The sequence below is a fragment of the Pseudomonas sp. CM27 genome, assembly GCF_013179515.1.
GTDB lineage: Bacteria > Pseudomonadota > Gammaproteobacteria > Pseudomonadales > Pseudomonadaceae > Aquipseudomonas.
This window is the reverse complement of sequence record NZ_JABMCN010000035.1, coordinates 1-20,711: the sequence shown is the minus strand read 5'-3', so window position 1 is coordinate 20,711 and position 20,711 is coordinate 1. Positions and strand designations below refer to the sequence as shown.

The window sequence follows — 20,711 nt, the reverse complement described above, 5'->3', positions numbered from 1 at the left end:
CGTTGCGCCGATATCGGAAGGGACATAAGAGATTTCCCACATGAATGTGGCCGGGAGGCGAGTGACAAGCTGTGCGCTTTCGCTATTGCTGGCCGCCCTGTTTCTTATCGCAGGCCTTGCCCAGGCAGAAACAACCACGACCGCCGCCCAGGCGCAGCAACGCGCCAAAGCGGTCACCCAGGTAGTACTGGGCATCTTCAGCTACGCCCGCTGGCCCGTCGACCCCTCACCCTTGCGACTTTGCCTGGTCGGCCCGACCGAATACGCCGATGACCTGATCAAGGGCCATGTGCAGGAGTCGGGCCGCCCGCTGCAGGTGCGGCGCCTGCTGGCAGAAGATACCCAGGTCGCCCAGGCGTGTGACGCCGTCTACATCGGCAAACTCGACCAAGGCCAGCGAGACCGCCTGTTCCAGCGTGTCAGCGGCCACCCGGTATTGAGTATCAGCGAAGCGGGTGACCCGTGCACGGTCGGCAGCCTGTTCTGCCTGCGGGTCAGCGACCAGCAGGTGGCTTTTGAGGTCAACCTCGACTCGGTGGCGCGTTCCGGGGTGCGTATTCACCCCAGTGTGCTGCAACTGTCGCGGCGTCGGGCGGTGCAGCCATGAAGCCGACACGCAAGCCAGGCCTGCGGCCAACCTTGCGCTCGGTGCTGGGCCGTGGCCACCTCAGCGTGGCCTTGCTCGCCGTCGGCCTGGCCGGGATTTCCCTGACCCTGCTGGGCGTGCTTGCGCTGCGCGTCTACGCCAACCAGAACCTGCACCTGATCGCCCGTTCGATCACCTACACCGTGGAAGCGGCAGTGGTGTTCGATGACAGCGCGGCTGCCAATGAATCGCTGGCGCTGATCGCCAGCACCGAGGAAGTGGCCGAGGCCAAGGTCTTCAACAACGAGGGGGTGCAGCTGGCGCACTGGCAACGCGGCGATACCGGCATGTTCGCGCAGCTGGAAGTGCAGGTTGCAACCGCCCTGCTGGATGAGCCGGTCAACCTGCCGATCATGCACCAGCAACAGCAGGTCGGGCACATCGAGCTGGTCGGCCAGGGCCGTAGCTTGCTGCTGTTCCTGCTCAGCGGCTTGGCCGGTATCGTGTTTTGCACGGTACTCAGTGCCTTGGCTGCGCAATATTTGTCACGGCGCCTGCTCGGCGATATCGTCCGCCCGTTGCGTGGCCTGGCCAGTGTCGCCCACGCTGCCCGCCGCGAGCGCAGCTTCGACCGCCGCGTGCCGGAAGCACCGATTGCCGAGCTCAACGAGCTGGGCAACGACTTCAATGCCTTGCTGGATGAGCTTGAGGTGTGGCACAGCCACCTGCAGAGCGAAAACCAGACCCTGGCCCACCAGGCCAGCCACGACAGCCTGACCGGCCTGCCCAACCGGGCGTTTTTCGAGGGCCGTCTGACCCGCAGCCTGCGCAATGCGGCGCGTCAGCAGGATCACCTGGCCTTGCTGTTCCTCGACAGCGACCACTTCAAGCAGATCAACGACACCCTCGGCCATGCCGTGGGCGATGAAGTGCTGATCAGCGTAGCCGACCGTATACGTGCCCAGCTGCGCGAGCACGACCTGGTGGCGCGCCTGGGTGGCGACGAGTTCGCAGTGCTGCTGACGCCTTTGCATTCGCGTCCGGACGCCGAGCACATCGCCGAAAAGATCGTGTCCAGCATGAAGCTGCCGGTGCAGCTGGACAGCGGCCGCAGTGTCGCCACCTCACTGAGCGTCGGCATCGCCTTCTACCCGGATGACGGCGCTGACCCCGCCAGTCTTCTCAATGCCGCCGATGCGGCGATGTACCAGGCCAAGCGCAAACGCCCTGGCCAATGGCAAGTGGCGCAGACGGAACGGTCCGCCAATGAAATCGACAACAGGAGTTGAACCCGTGATGCAGGCTTTACGATTCCCCTTTTTGGCCATGCTGCTCGCTGTTCTGGCGCTAACCGGCTGCCAGAACACCCCGCCAAAGGGCCTTACCGCCGAACAGATTGCCGTGCTCAAGCGCGAGGGCTTTACCCCGACTGACGAAGGCTGGGCTTACGACCTGTCCGGCAAGGTGCTGTTCGGCAGCGATCTGGACAGCCTCAACGGGCAGAGCCAGGCGATTGTCGAGCGCATCGGCAAGGCGCTGCTCGGCGTTGGTATCCAGGGTGTGCGGGTGGATGGGCATGCCGATGCCTCGGGCAAGGCGGCCTATAACCAGCAGCTGTCTGCGCGCCGCGCGCAGAGCGTGACCAAGGCGCTGGTCGGGGTCGGCATGCAGACGCAGAACATCCACAGCCGTGGCCTGGGCAGCACACAGCCCGTGGCGGACAACCGCACCAGCGCCGGGCGTACCGAGAACCGGCGAGTGTCCATCGTGGTGGCGTCCTACTGATCATTGACCCACAGGCCTGGCACCGGCTGCGCCGGTGTTCGCGGGTAACCCCGCTCCCACAGGGACTGTGTTGGCTTCGAGATCACACTGTACCTGTGGGAGCCGGCTTGCCGGCGATGGGCTGCGTAGCAGCCCCTTCATTCTTGAGCAAAGCGCATCTCCCGCGTCTCACCCATCAACAACGGCGCATTCGCCTCGGTCACCCCACGGATGTAATCCCACAACAAGGTAATGCGCTTCAACTTGCGCAAATCCTCCCGGCAGTACATCCAGAATTGCCGCGTCACCTCGATCTCCCCAGGCAGCACCGTGACCAGCCGGGGATCCTGCGCCGCCAGAAAGCACGGCAAGATCGCCAGCCCACGGCCCTGCAACGCCGCCGTGTACTGGGCGATCACGCTGGTACTGCGCAAGTGTGCATTGGCGTTGGGGATCAGGTTGGCCAGGTACAGCAGCTCGGAACTGAACGCCAGGTCATCCACATAGCTGATGAACGGGTGCCGGGCCAGGTCCGACACCTGGCGGATCGGCGTATGGCTGTTCAGGTAATCCTGGGTCGCATACAGCCGCAAGCGGTAGTCGCACAGCTTGCAGCACACGTAAGGCCCGTGCTCCGGCCGCTCCAGGGCAATGACGATATCCGCCTCGCGCTTGGACAGGCTGATGAAGTGCGGCAGCGGCAGGATATCCACCGAAATAGCCGGGTAGGCATCGACGAAGTGGCTTAGTTGCGGGGTGATGAAGAAGCTGCCGAAGCCTTCGGTGCAGCCCATGCGCACATGCCCCGACAACGCCACGCCCGACCCCGAAACCTGCTCGCACGCCATGTGCAGGGTGCTCTCGATCGACTCGGCATAGCCCAGCAGGCGTTGCCCCTCGGCGGTAAGGACAAAGCCGTTGGTCCGGGATTTTTCGAACAGCAAGGTGCCCAGCGCACCCTCCAGCGAAGTGATGCGCCGCGACACCGTGGTGTAGTCGACGCTCAGGCGTTTGGCGGCACTGCTGGCCTTGCGGGTGCGGGCGACTTCGAGGAAGAACTTCAGGTCGTCCCAGTTGAGCGCGCTCAGGGATGTGAGGTCTTTTTGCATGATGATCCGGTTTTTTTGTGCGTTCTTGTTGGATGTTTGCACATCTATACTCGAAACATGCCTCAGGACGCCACCTCGCGTTTGCCCGGCGCTGGCGATCTCGTCCCGACAATAATTCCAAGGAGAACGCAGATGAACGCACCGCAATCCCCTGACCAGACCAAAGTCGAGCAGGTCAAGCTGCTGATCGATGGCCAATGGGTCGAATCCACTACCAGCGAATGGCGCGACATCGTCAACCCGGCCACCCAGGAGGTGCTGGCGCGCGTGCCATTTGCCACCGCCGAGGAAGTCGACGCTGCCGTGGCGGCTGCCCACCGCGCCTTCCAGACCTGGCGCAACACCCCGATCGGCGCACGCATGCGCATCATGCTCAAGCTGCAGGCGCTGATCCGCGAACACACCAAGCGTATTGCCCAGGTGCTCAGTGCCGAGCAGGGCAAGACTCTGGCCGACGCCGAAGGCGATATCTTCCGCGGCCTGGAAGTGGTCGAGCACGCAGCCTCCATCGGCACCCTGCAAATGGGCGAGTTCGCCGAAAACGTTGCCGGCGGTGTCGATACCTATACCCTGCGCCAGCCGATCGGCGTGTGTGCCGGCATCACCCCGTTCAACTTCCCGGCGATGATCCCGCTGTGGATGTTCCCCATGGCTATCGTCTGCGGCAACACCTTCGTGCTCAAACCGTCCGAGCAGGACCCGCTTTCGACCATGCTGCTGGTCGAGCTGGCGCTGGAAGCCGGCGTACCGGCCGGGGTGCTCAACGTTGTGCACGGCGGCAAGCAGGTGGTGGACGCCATTTGCACCCACCAGGACATCAAGGCCATTTCCTTCGTCGGTTCCACCGAAGTGGGCACCCACGTGTATAACCTGGGCAGCCAGCACGGCAAGCGCGTGCAGTCGATGATGGGCGCAAAGAACCACGCCGTGGTGCTGCCTGATGCCAATCGCACGCAAACCGTCAACGCCCTGGTCGGTGCCGCCTTCGGCGCGGCGGGCCAGCGCTGCATGGCCACCTCGGTGGCGGTGCTGGTGGGCAAGGCCCGCGAATGGCTGCCGGATATCAAGGACGCCGCCAGCAAGCTCAAGGTCAATGCCGGCTGCGAGCCGGGCACCGATGTCGGGCCGGTGGTTTCCAGGCGTGCCAAGGAGCGTGTGCTGGGCCTGATCGAAAGCGGCATCCAGGAAGGCGCCAAGCTGGAACTCGACGGCCGTGACGTCAGCGTGCCGGGCTACGAACAAGGCAACTTTGTCGGCCCGACCCTGTTCTCGGGGGTGAAGACCGACATGCAGGTGTACACCCAGGAAATCTTCGGCCCGGTGCTGGTAACCCTCGAGGTCGAAACCCTCGACGAGGCCATCGCCCTGGTCAACGCCAACCCGTTCGGCAACGGCACCGGCCTGTTCACCCAGAGCGGCGCGGCCGCGCGCAAGTTCCAGAGCGAAATCGACATCGGCCAGGTCGGTATCAACATCCCGATCCCGGTGCCGGTACCGTTCTTCAGCTTCACCGGCTCTCGTGGCTCCAAGCTCGGCGACCTGGGCCCGTACGGCAAGCAAGTGGTGCAGTTCTACACTCAGACCAAGACCGTCACCGCTCGCTGGTTCGATGATGACAGCGTCAACGACGGTGTGAACACCACCATCAGCCTGCGCTAAGGAGCACCTCATGCGTATCGCATTCATCGGCCTGGGCAACATGGGCGCGCCCATGGCCCGCAACCTGATCAAGGCCGGGCACCAGCTGAACCTGTTCGACCTGAACAAGGCCGTGTTGGCCGAGCTTGCCGAACTGGGCGGGCAGATCAGCCCATCACCCAAGGACGCGGCGGCCAGCAGCGAGCTGGTGATCACCATGCTGCCGGCTGCGGCCCATGTGCGCAGCGTCTACCTGAACGAAGATGGCGTGCTGGCCGGCATTCGCCCCGGTACGCCAACGCTGGACTGCAGCACCATCGACCCGCAGACCGCGCGTGAGGTGTCCAAGGCAGCAGCGGCCAAGGGCGTGGACATGGGCGATGCGCCGGTGTCCGGTGGCACGGGCGGCGCGGCAGCGGGCACCCTGACCTTCATGGTCGGCGCCAGCGCCGAGCTGTTCGCCACCCTCAAGCCGGTGCTGGAGCAGATGGGCCGCAATATCGTGCACTGCGGTGAGGTCGGCACCGGGCAGATCGCCAAGATCTGCAACAACCTGTTGCTGGGTATTTCGATGATCGGCGTGTCCGAAGCCATGGCCCTGGGCAACGCGCTGGGCATCGACACCAAGGTGCTGGCCGGCATCATCAACAGTTCGACTGGGCGTTGCTGGAGCTCGGACACCTACAACCCATGGCCGGGCATCATCGAAACAGCGCCGGCATCACGTGGTTACACCGGTGGCTTTGGCGCCGAGCTGATGCTCAAGGACCTCGGGCTGGCGACCGAAGCCGCTCGCCAGGCGCACCAGCCGGTGATCCTGGGGGCGCTGGCCCAGCAGCTGTATCAGGCCATGAGCCTGCGCGGCGAAGGCGGCAAGGACTTCTCGGCCATCGTCGAGGGTTATCGCAAGAAGGATTGACGCAAAAGGTGGGCTTCATCGCGGGCCAGGCGGCCTTACCTCTGTAACTGCGCACCAGAGGGCAGGGCGCCTGTTCCGCGATTTTTTTTGCCTGTACCGGCCCTGTCGCCGGTAATGGTCACAAATCAGGCGAAGACGAAATACTTGCGCACGGTCTCGACCACTTCCCAGGTCCCTTTCATCCCCGGTTCGATCACGAACACATCACCCGCCTTCAGGTGCTTCGGCTCTTCGCCTTCCGGGGTGATGATGCAGTAGCCATCGAGGAAGTGGCAGAACTCCCATTTGTCGTAGTTGACCTCGAACTTGCCCGGGGTGCAGATCCAGGTGCCCATGATCTTGCTGCCGTCAGCCGACAGGTAGGCATTGAGGTTGACGGTGTGCGGATCGCCGCCGATGCGTTTCCACTTGGTGGCGTCCACGACCGGCGTCGGGCAGGTTTCGCGCAGGACGGTGATGAAATCGGACATGGCACAACTCCTGGTGACTGGCTGATTGACCCGTCACCATAGGGCTATTGGCGCAGGCGCAGTTGCCTGGGCTCGACGTCCAGCTGTCTGGACGCGCTATGCCAGTCGTTGGCCTCGACGGTGATGTGCGCTTGTGGGTCCTGCACGCTTATCGCGATGGCTCTGGCGGATTTCCTATGTTGCGACAAGTATTTTCCTACTTGGCTATCGGATCTATCTGGTGGAGATAAAAGGGAGTCATCACCAGTTCAGGCACCCCAGCAAGAAGGGGAGAGTTAAAGTTCCTCATCCCAAAATTGACTTGCCCAAAGGCACAGTACACAGCATTTTGAAACAGGCCGGTGTAAACCCGGCTCGTGGCGGTCCCAACCTGGGCGTCAGAGGAGACAACCAATGAAATTTCCGGTCGTATTGCACAAGGATGCCGGTTCGGATTACGGCGTGACCGTTCCCGATGTGCCGGGCTGCTTCTCCGCCGGTGCTACCGTTGCTCAGGCACTGGACAATGTCCATGAGGCGCTGGCGCTTCATTTCGAAGGGTTGGTCGCTGATAGGGAGGCACTTCCGCAGCCTCGGGAAGTTGATGTCCACGTGGCGAACCCCGACTATGAAGGCGGGGTCTGGGCCGTGGTGGATTTTGATGTCACGCCGTACCTGGGCAAGGCGGTTCGCTTCTATGCGACCCTGCCGGAAAACCTGCTGCAGCGGATCGATGAAAAGGTGAAGCGTGATCATCGGTACGCATCGCGCTCCGGCTTTCTTGCTTCTGCTGCACTGCGAGAGCTGGCGCTTAGCCACTGATCAAGGGTGTTTGCGCTCCGCCTATGCCCACCAGTACCGCACGAAGTGGAAGAACACTGGCGCCGCAAAGCATACCGAGTCCATGCGGTCGAGCATGCCGCCGTGGCCTTCGATCATGTGCCCCCAGTCCTTGACCCCGCGGTCGCGTTTGATCGCCGACATCACCAGCCCGCCGAAGAAGCCCATGGCGTTCACCGCCAGCGCCATCAGCGCGGCCTGCCAGAAGGTGAACGGGGTGATCCAGCACAGCAGGGCGCCGATCAGGGTCGCCAGCGCCACGCCGCCGGCCAGCCCTTCGAGGGTTTTGGAGGGCGACAGGTTGGGCGCCACCTTGCGCTTGCCGAACAGCTTGCCGCACACGTACTGCAGCACGTCGCTGATCTGCACCACCAGAATCAGCCAGGCGATCAGCAGCAGGTTGCGCCCCTCATAGCCCGGGATGTCCAGGGTCATCAGCGCGGGCACCGACGACACGCAGTACACCGCGATCATCAGGCCCCACTGCACTTTCGAGGCACGCTCGAGAAAACGTGTGGTATCGCCGCCAAAACTGGCCAGGATCGGCAGCAGCAGGAACAGGTACACCGGAATGAAAATGCTGAACAGGCCGTACCAGTCCATGGCGATCAGCACGTACTGCACAGGCAGCGCCACATAGAACGCCGCCACCAGCGCCGGGTAGTCGCTGCGCCGGGTTGGGGTAAGGGTCATGAACTCGCGCAGGGCGTAAAACGACACGCCGTAGAACAGCACGATGACGCCGTACTTGCCGAACAGGAAGGCGATGCCGATTACCAGCACCATCACCCACCAGGCGTTGATACGGGCGTTGAGGTTGTCGATCACGGCGTGCGGTGCCGGGCCGGCGCGCCACTTGAGCAGGCGGCCGATCACGCTGGCGAGCAGTAGCAGGGCGCCGATGCCGGCGAACAGGGAAAGGGTGTTATCGTCCATGTCAGGCATCCTTCGGGGCCAGGTTCAGCAGGGCGTGGCTGGCCCGCTCGAGAAAGGCCTGCTTGCTTTCATCAGCTTGCAGGTGCAGCGGTTCGCCAAAGCTCAGGGTGCACAGCAGTGGCAGCGGCAGGGCACGGCCCTTGGGCATCACCCGGTTGAGGTTGGCGATCCACACGGGTACCAGTTCGACCTCAGGGTTGGCAGCCGCCAGGTGGTACAACCCGCTTCTGAATGGCATCAATGCCTCGTCGCCGAGGTTTCGCGTGCCTTCCGGGAAGAAGATCAGCGAGTCGCCCTGGGCCACCGCATCAAGGATCGGCTGCAATGGGCTGCCCTGGCCTTCGCTGCGCTGGCGGTCGATCAGCACGCCATTGAATACCTTGCGGATGAGAAAATCGCGAATGCCGGGTTTGGCCCAATAGTCGGCGCCGGCTACCGGTCGGGTGCGCTTGCGCAGTGGCTGGGGCAGTGAGGCCCACAGCAACACGAAGTCACCGTGGCTGCTGTGGTTGGCGAAGTACAGCCGCTGCACCGGCAGCGGCGTGCAGCCCAGCCACAGGGCCCGGGCGCCGGTGATCAGGCGGGCGGCGGAGGTGATGAGGTAGGCGGTCAGGTTGGCGAGCATGGAATGTTGGTTATCCCTTCAAAGGCAGTGTCAGCAAGATAGCCAAGGCCAGTGACAGTTGCAGGCCCAGGCACAGGGCCTGGCGACGGAGCAGGTTGAGTGCGGCCTGGCTGCGAGCGGGCCAGGTGCGGGAATCCAGGGGCTGTGGCTTGAGCTTCAGCTCGAACAGGGCCTGGTCCAGAGTCTGGGTATCTGCCGTCAGGTCGCGGCTGGCGGCCAGGTGGGCAAACAGCTCGGCGTCCAGCGCCACGCGGATGGCCCAGTATTTGTGCAGCACGCCGAGCACCACCAGGGTAATGCTCAGCAGGCTTGCCAGCGGTTGTAGCGGGGCACCCAGCAACGGCGCCAGGCCGTAGGCCAGGGCCAGCAGGGTGATGCCGTCGGAAAGGCGCTCCAGTTGCTTGCCGCGGCCCAGCAGGCCGGCCACCACGATCAGGTTCATGGTTGCGCTCCGAGTTGATGCAGGACCTGGCGGTGCGCGTGATGCAGGACGATGCCAGGGCGGGCTTTACGGATCACTGCCTCGGCCTGTTGCGCATTGCTGCAGCGGCCGCTGAGCACCAACCAGGCTGCCACGGCGCTGGCGCTGCGCGAATGGCCCAGCGCACAGCAGACCAGTACCGGGCCTTTGGCACGCAGGCGTTCGATGGCGTTGGCGGCCTGCTGCAGGAGGGTGATGTCCGGTGCTATCAGGTCCAGGGTCGGAAAACCCTGATAAGCACCCGCTGGCGCGGCACAGGATAGTTCGGCGCACAAGTCGACAACTGCCGGAAAGCGGGCATCGGCGGGACGTCCCGGAATTCTCCCCAGGTAAACGCCATCACAGACTTCGTCTGGCTGCGGGTGACGCCTGGTCCACAACCTCGAATTGGCCCACGCTGCCAACAGGTACGGCGCCAGCAACCAGCAGGCGGCGCTGGACAATCGGCCATCGCTGCCCTTTTGAAACCCGCCTGCACCCAGCACGGAATAGTTCAGCGCCACCAACCCCAGCGACACCGCCGGCCAGGCCAACCAAAGCCAGGCGCCGCCCAATACCCGGGCAAACATTGCACACATGAGCGCGCCCGCGGCATAGCAAAGCGCCAACAGCCAGCGCTTGGCATCCTGCGCAAGGCGAGCCTGCTGCCAAGGCAGCCGTCCCTTGTGCGGCCACAGCCACACACAGGCAAATCCCGCCAACGCGCCGGTAGGCACGTCGACGAAGTGGTGTTGCCAGGTGGTCAGCACCGACACCCCGATCAGCCCCATCCAGCCATGCATCAACCAACGCCAGGGCTGGCGCCGCACATGCCGGGCAAACATCGTCCAGATCACCACCAGCAGGGCGATGTGCAGCGAAGGTGCCTGGTTGAAAGGCTTGTCGAAGCCCATCAGCACGTCGAACAGCCAGCCGAACAGCCCGCCCAGTTCTGGCCGCTCGAAGGTGAAGCGCAGCGGCCAGAGCAGGAAGCAGGCGACGCTGACCACCTGTGCACTGAGCAGCGCCAGGGCATGGCGGTCCATTTCCTGGCGCGTGCGTGGCAGCAGGAAAGACAGCCCGTACAGCAGGTCGATCGACCAGTAGGGGATGATCGTCCAGGGCCACAGCGGCATGCCGCGCTCCCAGCCGAACACCAGGCTGCCGACATCCGTGCGCCCGGCCGTATGGTTGTTTGCCAGCCCGTAGCTGAGGAAAAACAATGGCCCCAGCAACAGCAGCCAGCACACGCCCCGGCGGATCAGCCCGGGCTCACGAGAAGGGTTCATTCAGCGTACCCGTTGTGCCAGGCTGACGCTGAAGATGCCCCATTCATCGATGCGCTGGGCCAGCTTGCGGAAACCTGCAGCTTCGACCAGCTGGTCCATTTCCGCCTGGCTGCGGCGGCGCATCACCCAGGCCTCGCCGCCGCGGTGGCTGGTCAGGGCGCGGGCGATCATCTCCAGTTGCGGGTGCCATGGCTGGCCGGTGTAGACCAGATAGCCGCCTTCTTCCACAGCGTCCGCCAGGCCGGCCAGCGAGTTGCTCACCAGCTGGTTGCTGGGGAACAGTTCGTACAGCCCGGAAACCACTGCCAGGGTAGGGGGCTGTTGCAGTGTGGCCAGGCTCTGGCGGTCGAAGGCATCGCCCTGGACAAAGCGGGCGATATCGGCCAGGCCCTTCTCGGCGATCAGCGCGCTGCCTTGCTGCACGTTGAGCTCGCTGTAGTCGCGCAGCAGGATCGAATCCGGCAGTTGCTCGAGCTCTTGCAGTGCTTCGAGGATGTAGCGGCCATGGCCGGCGGCGATGTCGACTATGTGCACCGGCTTTTGTTGTTCGCGCAGGCGGGCGATGGCCTGGCGCAGCAGTTCTTCCACGTGCAGCTTGCGCTGGCGAATGCCGCGCCAGCCGATGGCGTCGAGGTAGTTCTGGTCAACCAGGCGACCCAGCTTGCCTTTGCCCGTGGGCTGATTGCGGTACACGTAGTCCAGGGTGCTGCCGGAATCAAAACCGGTGTCGAAGCCCAGCTTGACGCCCTCGGACAAGCTCTTGCCCATGCGCATGCTGGCCCGGGTTGCCCGCCAGTACAGGTCGCGGGGCGAGTTACGCGGCAGCGGCGCCGCCAGGCTTTCGGCCTCGGCGCAGCTGGCGCCAGTCTTGTCGGCATCCAGCAGCGACGGCACGGTGGCGGGGCTGCTGAAGCAGTGTTCGACAAACCGCTCGATGCGCCGCAACGCATGGGCTCGGTCGCGCTCGCCGAGGGTGTCATGGAAAAAGCCCGGCAGGATGTGCATTTCCTTGCGCGCGCTGCCCAGGCGTTCGAAGAAGCGCTCCTGCGGTTGGCGCTCGACCACGAAGTCGGCACCGGACACCAGCAGTTGCGTGGGCACCTGGATGGCCTGGGCGTCCGCTACCACGCGGTCAGCAGCTTCATACAGGCCCAGCAGCATGGTCACCGAAATCGGCCGGCTGATCAGCGGGTCGGCGACATAAGACGCAATCCGCTCCGGGTCGTGTGTAAGCAGGCGTGGCTTGACGTAGCTGTTGACGAAGAAATTGCCGCGCACGGCCTTCAGCAGTTTCAGGCCGGGGCGGGCGAACGGCACGTACAGCTTGACCTTGAAGGCCGGCGAGGCCAGTACCAGGCAGCGCACCTTGGGCGCGTAGTCGTGGGCCCAGGTGGCGATCAACACCGCGCCGACGCTCTGTGCCAGCACCACCAGGTCCTGCTCGGCGATGCCGTGGTGGGTGTGGATGTGCTCGATGAAGGTTTGCACGTCGCGCACGCTGGTGGCGAACCCCGGGCTGTCGCCCCGCGCGCCTGGCGACCGGCCATGGCCGCGGGCATCCCAGGCGAAGAAGTCGTACCCCGGCATGTCCAGCTCATCGGCCAGGTGGGCCATGCGCCCGCCGTGTTCGTGGCCGCGGTGGAACATCACCACGGCCCGGCGTGGCTGGTGTTCGTTGCGGGTGGCAGGCCAATGACGGTAATGCAACTCGACACCGTCATGGGTGGAGAAGTGCAGCGCTTGCGCTTGACGCATGATGATAAGTCCTTTTGCGACGGCAGACGGCTCAGCGGGTTTCGGCCAGCCCATGGCGAACCCGGTTGTAGAGGGTATAGAGGGAGAGCGCGAGGATCACCAGCATCAGGCCGTTGACCCACATGCCATCGAGCAGGCCGAAGGCGACGCCGGTGCCTACCACGCCGAAGGCGAAGGCCCGGTCGCTTTTGCCCATGGGCCCGTCGTAGCGCCGCGAGGCACCGGCCAGCGGGCCCATGACCCCTGCGTATTCGCTGAAGGTGGCGCTCAGCACTACCAATACCACCAAGGCCGGCGAGACACCGGCCAGCAGGGCGAAGGGCAGGTACAGGGCGGCGTCGGCGACCACGTCACTGAGTTCGTTGAGGTAGGCGCCGAGGGTGGATTGCTGGCCGAATTCCCGGGCCAGCATGCCGTCGACGGCATTCAGCGCCATGCGCAGCAGCATCCACACCGGCACCAGGATGAACAGCGAGGTGACGTGGGGCAGGCCGGCCAGCAGCAGGCCAAGCAGGATCGACACGACGGCGGCGGCGACGGTGACCTGGTTGGCGGTGACGCCACGGTCGTAAAGGCGCTGCACGGTGGGGCGCAGCAAGGCCTGGAAACGCGGTTTGAGCTGGTAGATCGATGCCACTGGAAAATCCTTTTTCGTGGTGCGTCAGGGCGTTAATTGTGTGTGAGCCTTGTTCGCGGGTAAACCCGCGCTCACAGGTTTGATGATTATCTGCAGACTGGCGCTGCTTTTTGCAGGCGTGTTTCAGCCGGTCAAGGTGGTTACCAGCCCTGCGGCATAGCCTGGCAGCGTCGCAAAATCCCGCGCGCAAATTAGTAACCGGCGGTTGGCCCAAGGTTCCCGCAGCGCCGCCCAGTGCAACGGCAATAGCCCCTGCCAACGCTTCACGGCAGCCAGTGGCACCACTCCGACCCCAGCCCCGCCCGCGACCATGCGGATCACCCCGTCGAACCCATCTGCCCGCACCCGAACTTGCATGCGCCGCCCTTCGCGCAGCGCCTGCTCCTCCAGGTACAACGCCAGTGCACTGCTGGCCCCAAGGCCGATATGGCCGTGGGCCAGGCTGTCGATGAAGGTGGGCGCGGCGGCGCTGGCCAGCGGGTGGTCCGGCGGCGTCACCAGTACCAGCGGATCGTCGCGAAATGGCACGGTTTGCAGGTGCTCGCTGGGCGCCGCGGTCGAGATGATGCCCAGGTCGGCCATGCCCTGGGTAATCGACTGCACGATGCGCAGGCTCGGCAGTTCCTGGACATCCACGTTTACGCCGGGGTTTCTGGCCAGGTAGCCGGCCAGCAATTCGGGCAGATACTCGGTGAGCGCCGCCGTGTTGCACAGCAAGCGCACCTGGCCCTGCTGCCCCTGCGCGAACTGGCCCAGGTCGAACTGCAGGCGCTCGACTTGCTGCGCTATCAACCGGGCATGCTGCAGCAGTGCCTGGCCGGCGGGGGTCGGCTGCACGCCGCGGCGGTTGCGTTCCAGCAAAGGCACGCCCAGCGACGCTTCCATGGCCCGGATGCGCGCACTTGCGGCTGGCAGCGACAGGTGGCTGCGGCTGGCACCAGCGGTGATGTTGCCGCATTCCAGCGTGTGCTGGAACAGCTTGAGATCGGTCAGGTCGAAATGCATGGATCTTTATCCTGAAGATGTCCTGGCTCTGTCCTGGCAAGAGCCTGGCTGAGTATATGGCAGATTTTCAACACACCAGGCGTCGGCCATCATCGGCCCATGAATACCCTTCTCGCGTTCTACCACAACATTGGCCCAGCCCTGTCAGTGCTGGTTGTATTGACCTTTCTGCTGGCCGGCGCGGTTAAAGGGGTGATTGGCCTCGGCCTGCCGACCATCGCCATGGGCCTGCTGGGGCTGGCTATGTCACCGGCGCAGGCTGCAGCCCTGCTGATCGTGCCTTCGACGCTGACCAACCTCTGGCAACTGGCGGTCGGCGGGCATCTGCCGGCATTGCTGCGCCGGCTTGGGCCGCTATTGGCGATGATTTTCGTCGGGACATTGCTCGGCAGTGCATGGCTGGGCATCAACAGCGGGCCGTGGGCGGTGCATGCATTGGGGGCGGCGCTGGTGATCTACGCACTATACGGGCTGGTGGGGCCGGCCTTGCGCGTGGTGCCTGCCTGGGAAGGGTGGCTGGGGCCGGTCTGCGGCTTTGTGACTGGCGTGGTCACCGCCGCCACAGGGGTGTTCGTGATGCCGGCAGTGCCTTATCTGCAGAGCCTGGGCATGCGCCGCGATGAGCTGATCCAGGCCCTGGGCCTGGCATTCACGGTCTCGACCCTGGCATTGGCCTGCGGCCTGGCCGGGCAGGACGCCCTGGGTGGCCAGGCGTTGGGCGCGTCACTGCTGATGCTGGCGCCGGCCCTGCTGGGCATGCTCGCCGGGCAGTGGCTGCGTCAGCGCATCAGTGCAGCGCTGTTCAAGCGCTGCTTTTTCATCGGCCTGGCCGTACTCGGCGGCCATCTGCTGATCAACGGCTAGCCGATGACGCGCTGAGCATGTCGATCATCTGGATATCGAACTCACGCTCCAGGTAATCCATGCGTTTTTCAAAGAACGCAGTCATGTGCGGCAGTGCCGAATGCACGTCGAGCGCGGCCTTGTCGGCCCACACCTCGAAGAACACGAACAGGCTTGGGTCCTGCTGGTCGCGCAGCATGTGGTACTCGATGCAGCCCGGTTCCTGGCGGCTGGGTTCGACGTAGGCGCGGAACAGGGTTTCGAACGCATCAGCCATTTCCGGGCGGGTCTTGGCTTTGAGGATGAAGGCGTGTTGCTCACTCATTGGGATGACACTCGATGGAGGATGATGAACCGATTCTACGGCAATAATGTGTTTGCCATTCGTGACTTCAGATCAATTGTATTTTGCCCCGTCGTTGCTGTATTCCACGCTCGCGAGCCTCTAACCTGCCGGCCTGATTTCTGAACCCGGCCCTGGAGGCCAGCATGAAAAAGATCCTTTTGCTCAACGGCGGTAAACAGTTCGCACATTCTGACGGTCGCCTCAACACCACCTTGCACGAAGCTGCAATCGCTCACCTGGACCGGGCCGGTTTCGATGTACGCGAGACCTTTATCGACGGCGGCTACGACGCCCAGGAAGAAGTGCAGAAATTCCTCTGGGCCGATGTAGTGATCTACCAGATGCCAGGCTGGTGGATGGGGGCGCCGTGGACGGTAAAGAAATACGTCGATGATGTGTTCACTGCAGGTCACGGCAGCTTGTATGCCAACGACGGCCGTACCCGCTCGGACCACTCGCAGAAGTACGGCAGCGGTGGCCTGGTCCACGGCAAGCAGTACATGTTGTCGCTGACCTGGAACGCGCCGCAGCAGGCCTTTGACGACGCCAGCGATTTCTTCGAGGGCAAGGGCGTGGACGCGGTGTACTTCCCGTTCCACAAGGCCAACCAGTTCCTCGGCATGACCGGGCTGCCGACCTTTCTGGCGACCGACGTGATGAAACGGCCTGACGTGCCAGCAGCCCTGGCAGCCTATGAGGCGCACCTGGACCAGGTGTTTGGCAAGGCTGATTGAGGTTTGTGTGCACCGGCCTCTTCGCGGGTGAACCCGCTCCCACAGGTATTGCACCGATTTCAAGGTCAATGGGGTTCCTGCGGGAGCGGGTTCACCCACCGCTGGACTTGGCCTGCACAAGCGGCTATCTAATCTCTGCAAAGATCCACTACAGGCCCAGACGTGAAAACCCGATCCGAAGAACTCCAGGTATTCGTCGCTGTCATCGACTGCGGTTCGATCTCCGCTGCCGCCGAGCAGATGGGCCAGACCCCGTCGGCCGTCAGCCGCACCTTGTCGCGCCTGGAAGCCAAGCTGGGTACCACGCTGGTCAACCGCACCACCCGGCGCATGGACCTGACCGAAGAGGGCCGGTTCTTCCTCGAGCGCTCGCGGCTGATCCTGCAGCAGATGGACGAGATGGAAGAGCGCCTGTCGATGAACCGCCAGACCCCCACCGGGCGCTTGCGCATCAATGCGGCCGCACCGTTCATGCTGCACGCCATCCTGCCGTGGATCGGCGAGTTTCGGCGCCAGTACCCGGGTATCGAACTGGAGCTGAACACCGACGATCTGATCATCGACCTGCTGGAGCAGAGCACTGATGTGGCGATCCGCATCGGCGAACTGGCCGACTCCAGCCTGCACGCGCGCAACCTGGGTTGCAGCCCGGTGCAGGTGCTGGCCAGCCCGGCTTACCTGGAGCAGCACGGTACCCCGCAGCGGGTAGAGGACCTGAGCAACCATTGCCTGCTGGGTTTCAGCCAGCCCGAGTCGCTCAACCAGTGGCCATTGCGCCACGCCCAGGGCGACCGCTGGAGCATCCGCCCGGCGCTGATCGCCTCCAGCGGCGAGACCCTGCGCCAGCTGGCCCTGGCTGGCGAGGGCATCGTCAGCCTGTCGCACTTCATGACCCACGAAGACATCCGCGCCGGGCGCTTGCAGGTACTGCTGGGCGAGGCCAATAACGGTTATCGCCAACCGATTCATGCGGTGTATTACCGCAATACCCAGCTGGCGCTGCGCATCCAGTGCTTCCTCGATTTCATCCAGCGCAAGCTGGCGATGTACGCCTGCTGATTTGCCTGAACGCGACACATCCTGTCCATCGGCGGCGAAACTTCCTACGGATGATTGCGCAGTTGAAACGCTTCGGCCTTACTGACTGCTCAACAAAAACAACACCAAGGAAGTGTCATGCGCATTGTCCCGTTCCAGTACCTGGCTCTCGCAGCCGCGATCCTGAGCTGTTCTTCGGTTTACGCCGCCAACCTGGAAGGCGGCGCGGTAGCCGCGCCTGATCAATATGGTGCACAGGTGGCCGCCGATATCCTGAAAAAGGGCGGCAATGCGGTGGACGCGGCAGTCGCCACCGCCTTCACCCTGGCGGTGACCTACCCGGAGGCTGGTAACATCGGCGGTGGCGGCTTCATGACCCTGTTCGTCGACGGCAAGCCTTACTTCCTCGACTACCGTGAAGTCGCGCCAAAGGCCGCCACGCGCAACATGTACCTGGATGACAAGGGCGAGGTCATCGAGAACCTCAGCCTGGTCGGTGTACGTGCCGCGGGTGTGCCCGGTACGGTGATGGGCCTGTGGGAAGCACACCAAAAGTTCGGCAAGCTGCCCTGGAGCGAGCTGCTGACGCCGGCCATCGGCTATGCGAAAAACGGCTTCAAGGTGGCGGAAAAGCAGTACCAGTACCGCAACGATGCCCAGGGCATGTTCAAGACCGCGACCAACTTCAACGACTACTTCGGCAACATGAAGGTCGGCGAGTTGTTCAAGCAGCCGGAAATGGCCCAAACCCTGGAGCGCATCGCCGACAAAGGCGTCAGCGAGTTCTACCAGGGCAAGACCGCCGACCTGCTGGTGGCGCAGATGCAAGCCGACAATGGCCTGATCACCAAGCAAGACCTGAAGGATTACAAAGCCGTGTGGCGTGAGCCGATGGCCGTTAGCTGGCGTGGCAACGTGGTGTACACGGCGCCGCCGCCGAGCTCCGGCGGCGTCGCCCTGGCCCAGCTGCTGGGCATCAAGGAAGACCGTGCGGCCGACTTCAAGGGGGTGGCGCACAACTCGGCGCAGTACATCCACCTGCTGGCGGAGATCGAGAAGCGCGTGTTCGCCGACCGCGCCGACTACCTTGGCGATCCGGCCTTCACCAAGGTGCCGGTGGACCAGCTGGTGGCCAAGGATTACCTGGTCAAGCGCGCCGCGCAGGTCAACCCGAAGGCGATTTCCGACACCGACAAGGTCAAGCCGGGCCTGGAGCCGCATCAGACCACGCACTTCTCGATCGTCGACAAACAGGGTAATGCGGTCAGCAACACCTACACCCTCAACCTTGACTACGGCAGTGGCGTGGTGGTGAAAGGCGCGGGCTTCCTGCTGAACGACGAAATGGACGATTTCAGCGCCAAGCCGGGGGCGGCGAATGCCTTTGGCGTGGTCGGCGGCGATGCCAATGCCATCGAGCCGGGCAAGCGCATGCTGTCGTCCATGAGCCCAAGCCTGATGACCCGTGATGGCAAGGTCGAGCTGGTCATCGGTACGCCAGGTGGTTCGCGGATCTTCACCTCTATCTTCCAGGTGATGAACAACCTGTACGACTACGGCATGCCGTTGGACAAGGCAGTGGCGGCACAGCGCGTGCACCATCAGTTGCTGCCCAAGGACACCATCTATTTCGACAGTTATGCACCGCTGACCGGGGATGTGGCTGATGACCTGAAGAAGATGGGTTATGTGCTGGAGGATCAGGGCTGGGAGATGGGCGATATCCAGGCGATCCGCGTGGATGGTGCCAAGCTTGAGACCGCTACCGATCCGCGTGGGCGCGGAGTGGGGATGATCGTCAAATAAGCGCTCGCCAGTGCCGGCCTCATCGCCGGCAAGCCAGCTCCCACAGGTACGGCACTGCCCTCAAGGCCTGTGCAGGTCCTTGGGGGAGGCTCGCCAGCTCCCACAGTTACGGCACTGCCCTCAAGGCCTGTGCAGGTCCTTGGGGGAGGCTCGCCAGCTCCCACAGTTACGGCACTGCCCTCAAGGCTTGTGCAGGTCCTGTGGGAGCCTGGCTTGCCGGCGATGGGCCGCAAAGCGGCCCCAGGATTTGAAGGTCAGACGCGGAACTGGCTGACCAAGGTCTGCAACTGCCCGCCAAGGCGCGCCAGTTCCACACTCGACGCAGCCGTTTCGTCACTGGCCGCCGCCGTCTGCTCGGACACATCACGCACATTCAGGATGCTGCGGCTGATCTCTTCAGCCACCGCACTCTGCTGCTCTGCCGCCGCGGCAATCTGCTGGTTCATCGACTGGATGCTCGACACCGTGCCAGTGATGCTCTCCAGCGAGGCGCCGGCTTTGCGCGCCAGCTCGACACTGTTGTCGGTCAGGGCGCGGCTGCCTTGCATGGCATTCGCCACTTGTTGGGTGCCGTGCTGCAGGCTGGCGATCAGCGCTTCGATCTCCTCGGTGGACTTTTGCGTACGCTGGGCCAGCCCGCGGACTTCATCTGCCACCACGGCAAAGCCACGCCCGGCTTCCCCGGCGCGTGCCGCTTCGATCGCGGCGTTCAGCGCCAGCAGGTTGGTCTGCTCGGCTACCGACTTGATCACGTCCATTACGCTGCCGATCTTCTGGCTTTCCTCCTGCAGCAGGTTCATGGCCTCGGTGGAGCGGTGCATGTCTGCGGCCAGGCGCTCGATCTGGCCGATCGCCTCGCCCACCACGCGGTCGCCGGCGCGGGCTTCATCGTCGGCACCGGTGGCGGCATGCGAGGCCTGTTCGGCATTACGTGCCACTTCCTGAACGGTGGCCGCCATTTCATGCATGGCGGTGGCCACCTGGTCGGTCTCGACTTTCTGGCTGTTGGCGCCGGCGCTGGTCTGTTCGGTAACCGCCGACAGCTCCTCGGCGGCGCTGGCGATCTGGGTGACGCCGTCGCGGATGCCGCTGATCAGCTCGCGCAGGGTCGTGCCCATGCGGCCGATGCCCTGCTGCAGTACCCCCAGTTCATCGCGACGGGTGACGCGCAACTGCTGGGTGAGGTCGCCGCTGGCGATCTTTTCCACCGCGATCAGGGTGTCATGCAGCGGGCGGGTGATCTGGCGGGTAATCAGCACCGCTGCCAGTACGCCGACCAGCAGTGCCAGCAACGTGGCGATGGCTTGCAGGCTGCGCGCCTGGGTGCTTTCGATATCGCGGCGCTGCAGCTGGATCTGGTACAGCGCGTCACTGCGCTTGACGATGTCGGCACCCTGCACGGTCATTTCGGCGCGAGCGGTGGTGATAGTGGCGACCGCGTCGCGGAACTGACGAACCGCGTCACGGTAGGTCATCACCGAGCGTTCGAACTGTTGCAGACGTGCGTCTTCGGCAGGCAGCTGGCGCTTGAGGTTGTCGATGTCCACCAGCGCTGCGTCCAGCTGGCGCAGGGCCGCCTGCTCGTTGGCGGCGCTGTTGTCGGCAATATAGCCGCGCACATCGATACGCACCTGCAGCAGTTGCTGGCGGGCCTTGCTGATCAGCTGGTACTGGGCCAGGCGTACGCTGTCGGCCTCGGGGCGTGCCATGACCTCCTGGCTGAGGGTATCCATGGCCTGGTCGGCGCGGGTGGCCGAACTGTCCATGGCAACGCGCGCAGCACGGGTGGCGTCGTAGCCCTGGCGCATCTTGTTCAGCGACAGTTTGTAGGCGCTGATGGTCTCGCCCAGTTCACCCAGCAGCTTGATGTTCTCGGCACTTTTGAAGGTGCTGGCCAGGTACGCCTGCTGCTTGCCAAAGGCGTCCAGCTTG

Annotated in this window: 22 protein-coding genes; 11 read left to right on the top strand and 11 right to left on the bottom strand. The window is 63.9% G+C overall.

All coding sequences use genetic code 11. The annotated features are described in order from the left end of the window. The first annotated feature begins 40 nt into the window (after window positions 1-40). Genes HP547_RS06705 through HP547_RS06695 form a run of 3 tightly spaced genes read left to right on the top strand, consistent with a single transcriptional unit; the run spans window position 41 to window position 2,371 of the window. Window positions 41-607, top strand: a complete 567-nt coding sequence (locus HP547_RS06705) for a YfiR family protein (protein WP_172285834.1) — start codon at window positions 41-43, stop codon at window positions 605-607. Further along, entirely contained in the window at window positions 604-1,875 is a 1,272-nt protein-coding gene (locus tag HP547_RS06700; RefSeq protein ID WP_172285832.1) for a diguanylate cyclase domain-containing protein, read from the top strand. Before HP547_RS06705 ends, HP547_RS06700 begins: the two co-directional genes overlap by 4 nt. A 4-nt stretch (window positions 1,876-1,879) precedes the next feature. Beyond that, window positions 1,880-2,371 (top strand): OmpA family protein, encoded by a 492-nt coding sequence (locus HP547_RS06695; RefSeq protein ID WP_172285831.1) that lies wholly within the window; start codon window positions 1,880-1,882, stop codon window positions 2,369-2,371. A 137-nt stretch (window positions 2,372-2,508) separates the two neighbouring features. Here HP547_RS06695 and HP547_RS06690 read toward each other — a convergent pair whose 3' ends face one another. After that, window positions 2,509-3,459 (bottom strand): LysR family transcriptional regulator, encoded by a 951-nt coding sequence (locus HP547_RS06690; protein WP_172225730.1) that lies wholly within the window; start codon window positions 3,457-3,459, stop codon window positions 2,509-2,511. 132 nt (window positions 3,460-3,591) lie between these two features. Here HP547_RS06690 and HP547_RS06685 point away from each other — a divergent pair, with 132 nt between their 5' ends. Both HP547_RS06685 and mmsB read left to right on the top strand, forming a co-directional pair. Continuing rightward, window positions 3,592-5,118 carry a CoA-acylating methylmalonate-semialdehyde dehydrogenase gene (locus HP547_RS06685; RefSeq protein ID WP_172225727.1) on the top strand — a complete coding sequence of 509 codons (1,527 nt, stop codon included), beginning with the start codon at window positions 3,592-3,594 and terminating at the stop codon, window positions 5,116-5,118. A 10-nt stretch (window positions 5,119-5,128) separates the two neighbouring features. After that, on the top strand, window positions 5,129-6,016 hold the full coding sequence (gene mmsB, locus HP547_RS06680) for a 3-hydroxyisobutyrate dehydrogenase (protein ID WP_172285829.1): 888 nt from the start codon (window positions 5,129-5,131) through the stop codon (window positions 6,014-6,016). Between the two features lie 125 nt (window positions 6,017-6,141). Here the strand turns inward: mmsB and HP547_RS06675 are convergent, their stop codons facing one another. Beyond that, the gene (locus HP547_RS06675) at window positions 6,142-6,486 is read right to left on the bottom strand and encodes a cupin domain-containing protein (RefSeq protein ID WP_003251579.1); all 345 of its coding nucleotides are present in this window, start codon (window positions 6,484-6,486) and stop codon (window positions 6,142-6,144) included. Window positions 6,487-6,655: 169 nt separating this feature from the next. Here HP547_RS06675 and HP547_RS06670 point away from each other — a divergent pair, with 169 nt between their 5' ends. Both HP547_RS06670 and HP547_RS06665 read left to right on the top strand, forming a co-directional pair. Further along, window positions 6,656-6,883 carry a type II toxin-antitoxin system HicA family toxin gene (locus HP547_RS06670; protein WP_172225766.1) on the top strand — a complete coding sequence of 76 codons (228 nt, stop codon included), beginning with the start codon at window positions 6,656-6,658 and terminating at the stop codon, window positions 6,881-6,883. Continuing rightward, on the top strand, window positions 6,880-7,287 hold the full coding sequence (locus HP547_RS06665) for a type II toxin-antitoxin system HicB family antitoxin (RefSeq protein WP_172285828.1): 408 nt from the start codon (window positions 6,880-6,882) through the stop codon (window positions 7,285-7,287). The genes HP547_RS06670 and HP547_RS06665 overlap by 4 nt, the downstream gene beginning before the upstream one ends. 21 nt (window positions 7,288-7,308) lie before the next feature. Here the strand turns inward: HP547_RS06665 and HP547_RS06660 are convergent, their stop codons facing one another. The 7 genes from HP547_RS06660 to HP547_RS06630 all read right to left on the bottom strand — a co-directional run bounded on the left by HP547_RS06660 (window position 7,309) and on the right by HP547_RS06630 (window position 14,012). Continuing rightward, on the bottom strand, window positions 7,309-8,241 hold the full coding sequence (locus HP547_RS06660) for a phosphatidate cytidylyltransferase (protein ID WP_172232009.1): 933 nt from the start codon (window positions 8,239-8,241) through the stop codon (window positions 7,309-7,311). A 1-nt stretch (window position 8,242) separates the two neighbouring features. Further along, window positions 8,243-8,866, bottom strand: a complete 624-nt coding sequence (locus HP547_RS06655; protein WP_172232006.1) for a lysophospholipid acyltransferase family protein — start codon at window positions 8,864-8,866, stop codon at window positions 8,243-8,245. A 10-nt stretch (window positions 8,867-8,876) separates the two neighbouring features. Further along, a complete protein-coding gene (locus tag HP547_RS06650; protein WP_172285826.1) occupies window positions 8,877-9,308 on the bottom strand; it encodes a hypothetical protein in 432 nt (143 codons plus the stop codon). After that, on the bottom strand, window positions 9,305-10,615 hold the full coding sequence (locus HP547_RS06645; protein ID WP_172285825.1) for a phosphatase PAP2/dual specificity phosphatase family protein: 1,311 nt from the start codon (window positions 10,613-10,615) through the stop codon (window positions 9,305-9,307). The genes HP547_RS06650 and HP547_RS06645 overlap by 4 nt, the downstream gene beginning before the upstream one ends. After that, window positions 10,616-12,370, bottom strand: coding sequence for a bifunctional alpha/beta hydrolase/class I SAM-dependent methyltransferase (locus tag HP547_RS06640; RefSeq protein ID WP_172285823.1), 1,755 nt, complete (start codon window positions 12,368-12,370; stop codon window positions 10,616-10,618). Window positions 12,371-12,401: 31 nt separating this feature from the next. Then, window positions 12,402-13,007, bottom strand: coding sequence for a CDP-alcohol phosphatidyltransferase family protein (locus HP547_RS06635; RefSeq protein WP_172232215.1), 606 nt, complete (start codon window positions 13,005-13,007; stop codon window positions 12,402-12,404). Between the two features lie 123 nt (window positions 13,008-13,130). Next, on the bottom strand, window positions 13,131-14,012 hold the full coding sequence (locus HP547_RS06630) for a LysR substrate-binding domain-containing protein (RefSeq protein ID WP_172285822.1): 882 nt from the start codon (window positions 14,010-14,012) through the stop codon (window positions 13,131-13,133). A 99-nt stretch (window positions 14,013-14,111) separates the two neighbouring features. Here HP547_RS06630 and HP547_RS06625 point away from each other — a divergent pair, with 99 nt between their 5' ends. Next, window positions 14,112-14,876 (top strand): sulfite exporter TauE/SafE family protein, encoded by a 765-nt coding sequence (locus HP547_RS06625; protein ID WP_172285820.1) that lies wholly within the window; start codon window positions 14,112-14,114, stop codon window positions 14,874-14,876. Here HP547_RS06625 and HP547_RS06620 read toward each other — a convergent pair. Next, window positions 14,866-15,180: a putative quinol monooxygenase gene (locus HP547_RS06620; protein ID WP_172231868.1), complete on the bottom strand. Its 315-nt coding sequence runs from the start codon at window positions 15,178-15,180 to the stop codon at window positions 14,866-14,868. The two genes, HP547_RS06625 and HP547_RS06620, sit on opposite strands and share 11 nt — an antisense overlap. 164 nt (window positions 15,181-15,344) lie before the next feature. Between HP547_RS06620 and HP547_RS06615 the strand changes: the two genes are divergently transcribed. From HP547_RS06615 to ggt, 3 genes are all read left to right on the top strand, one after another. Further along, window positions 15,345-15,935: an NAD(P)H-dependent oxidoreductase gene (locus tag HP547_RS06615; protein ID WP_172285819.1), complete on the top strand. Its 591-nt coding sequence runs from the start codon at window positions 15,345-15,347 to the stop codon at window positions 15,933-15,935. 162 nt (window positions 15,936-16,097) lie between these two features. Next, a complete protein-coding gene (locus HP547_RS06610) occupies window positions 16,098-16,994 on the top strand; it encodes a LysR family transcriptional regulator (protein ID WP_172231862.1) in 897 nt (298 codons plus the stop codon). Between the two features lie 117 nt (window positions 16,995-17,111). Further along, window positions 17,112-18,779: a gamma-glutamyltransferase gene (ggt, locus tag HP547_RS06605; protein WP_172285817.1), complete on the top strand. Its 1,668-nt coding sequence runs from the start codon at window positions 17,112-17,114 to the stop codon at window positions 18,777-18,779. Window positions 18,780-19,033: 254 nt separating this feature from the next. On the opposite strand, the gene HP547_RS06600 is transcribed toward ggt, so the two are convergent. After that, a partial coding sequence (locus HP547_RS06600; protein ID WP_172285815.1) for a methyl-accepting chemotaxis protein occupies window positions 19,034-20,711 on the bottom strand: 1,678 nt, incomplete at its 5' end.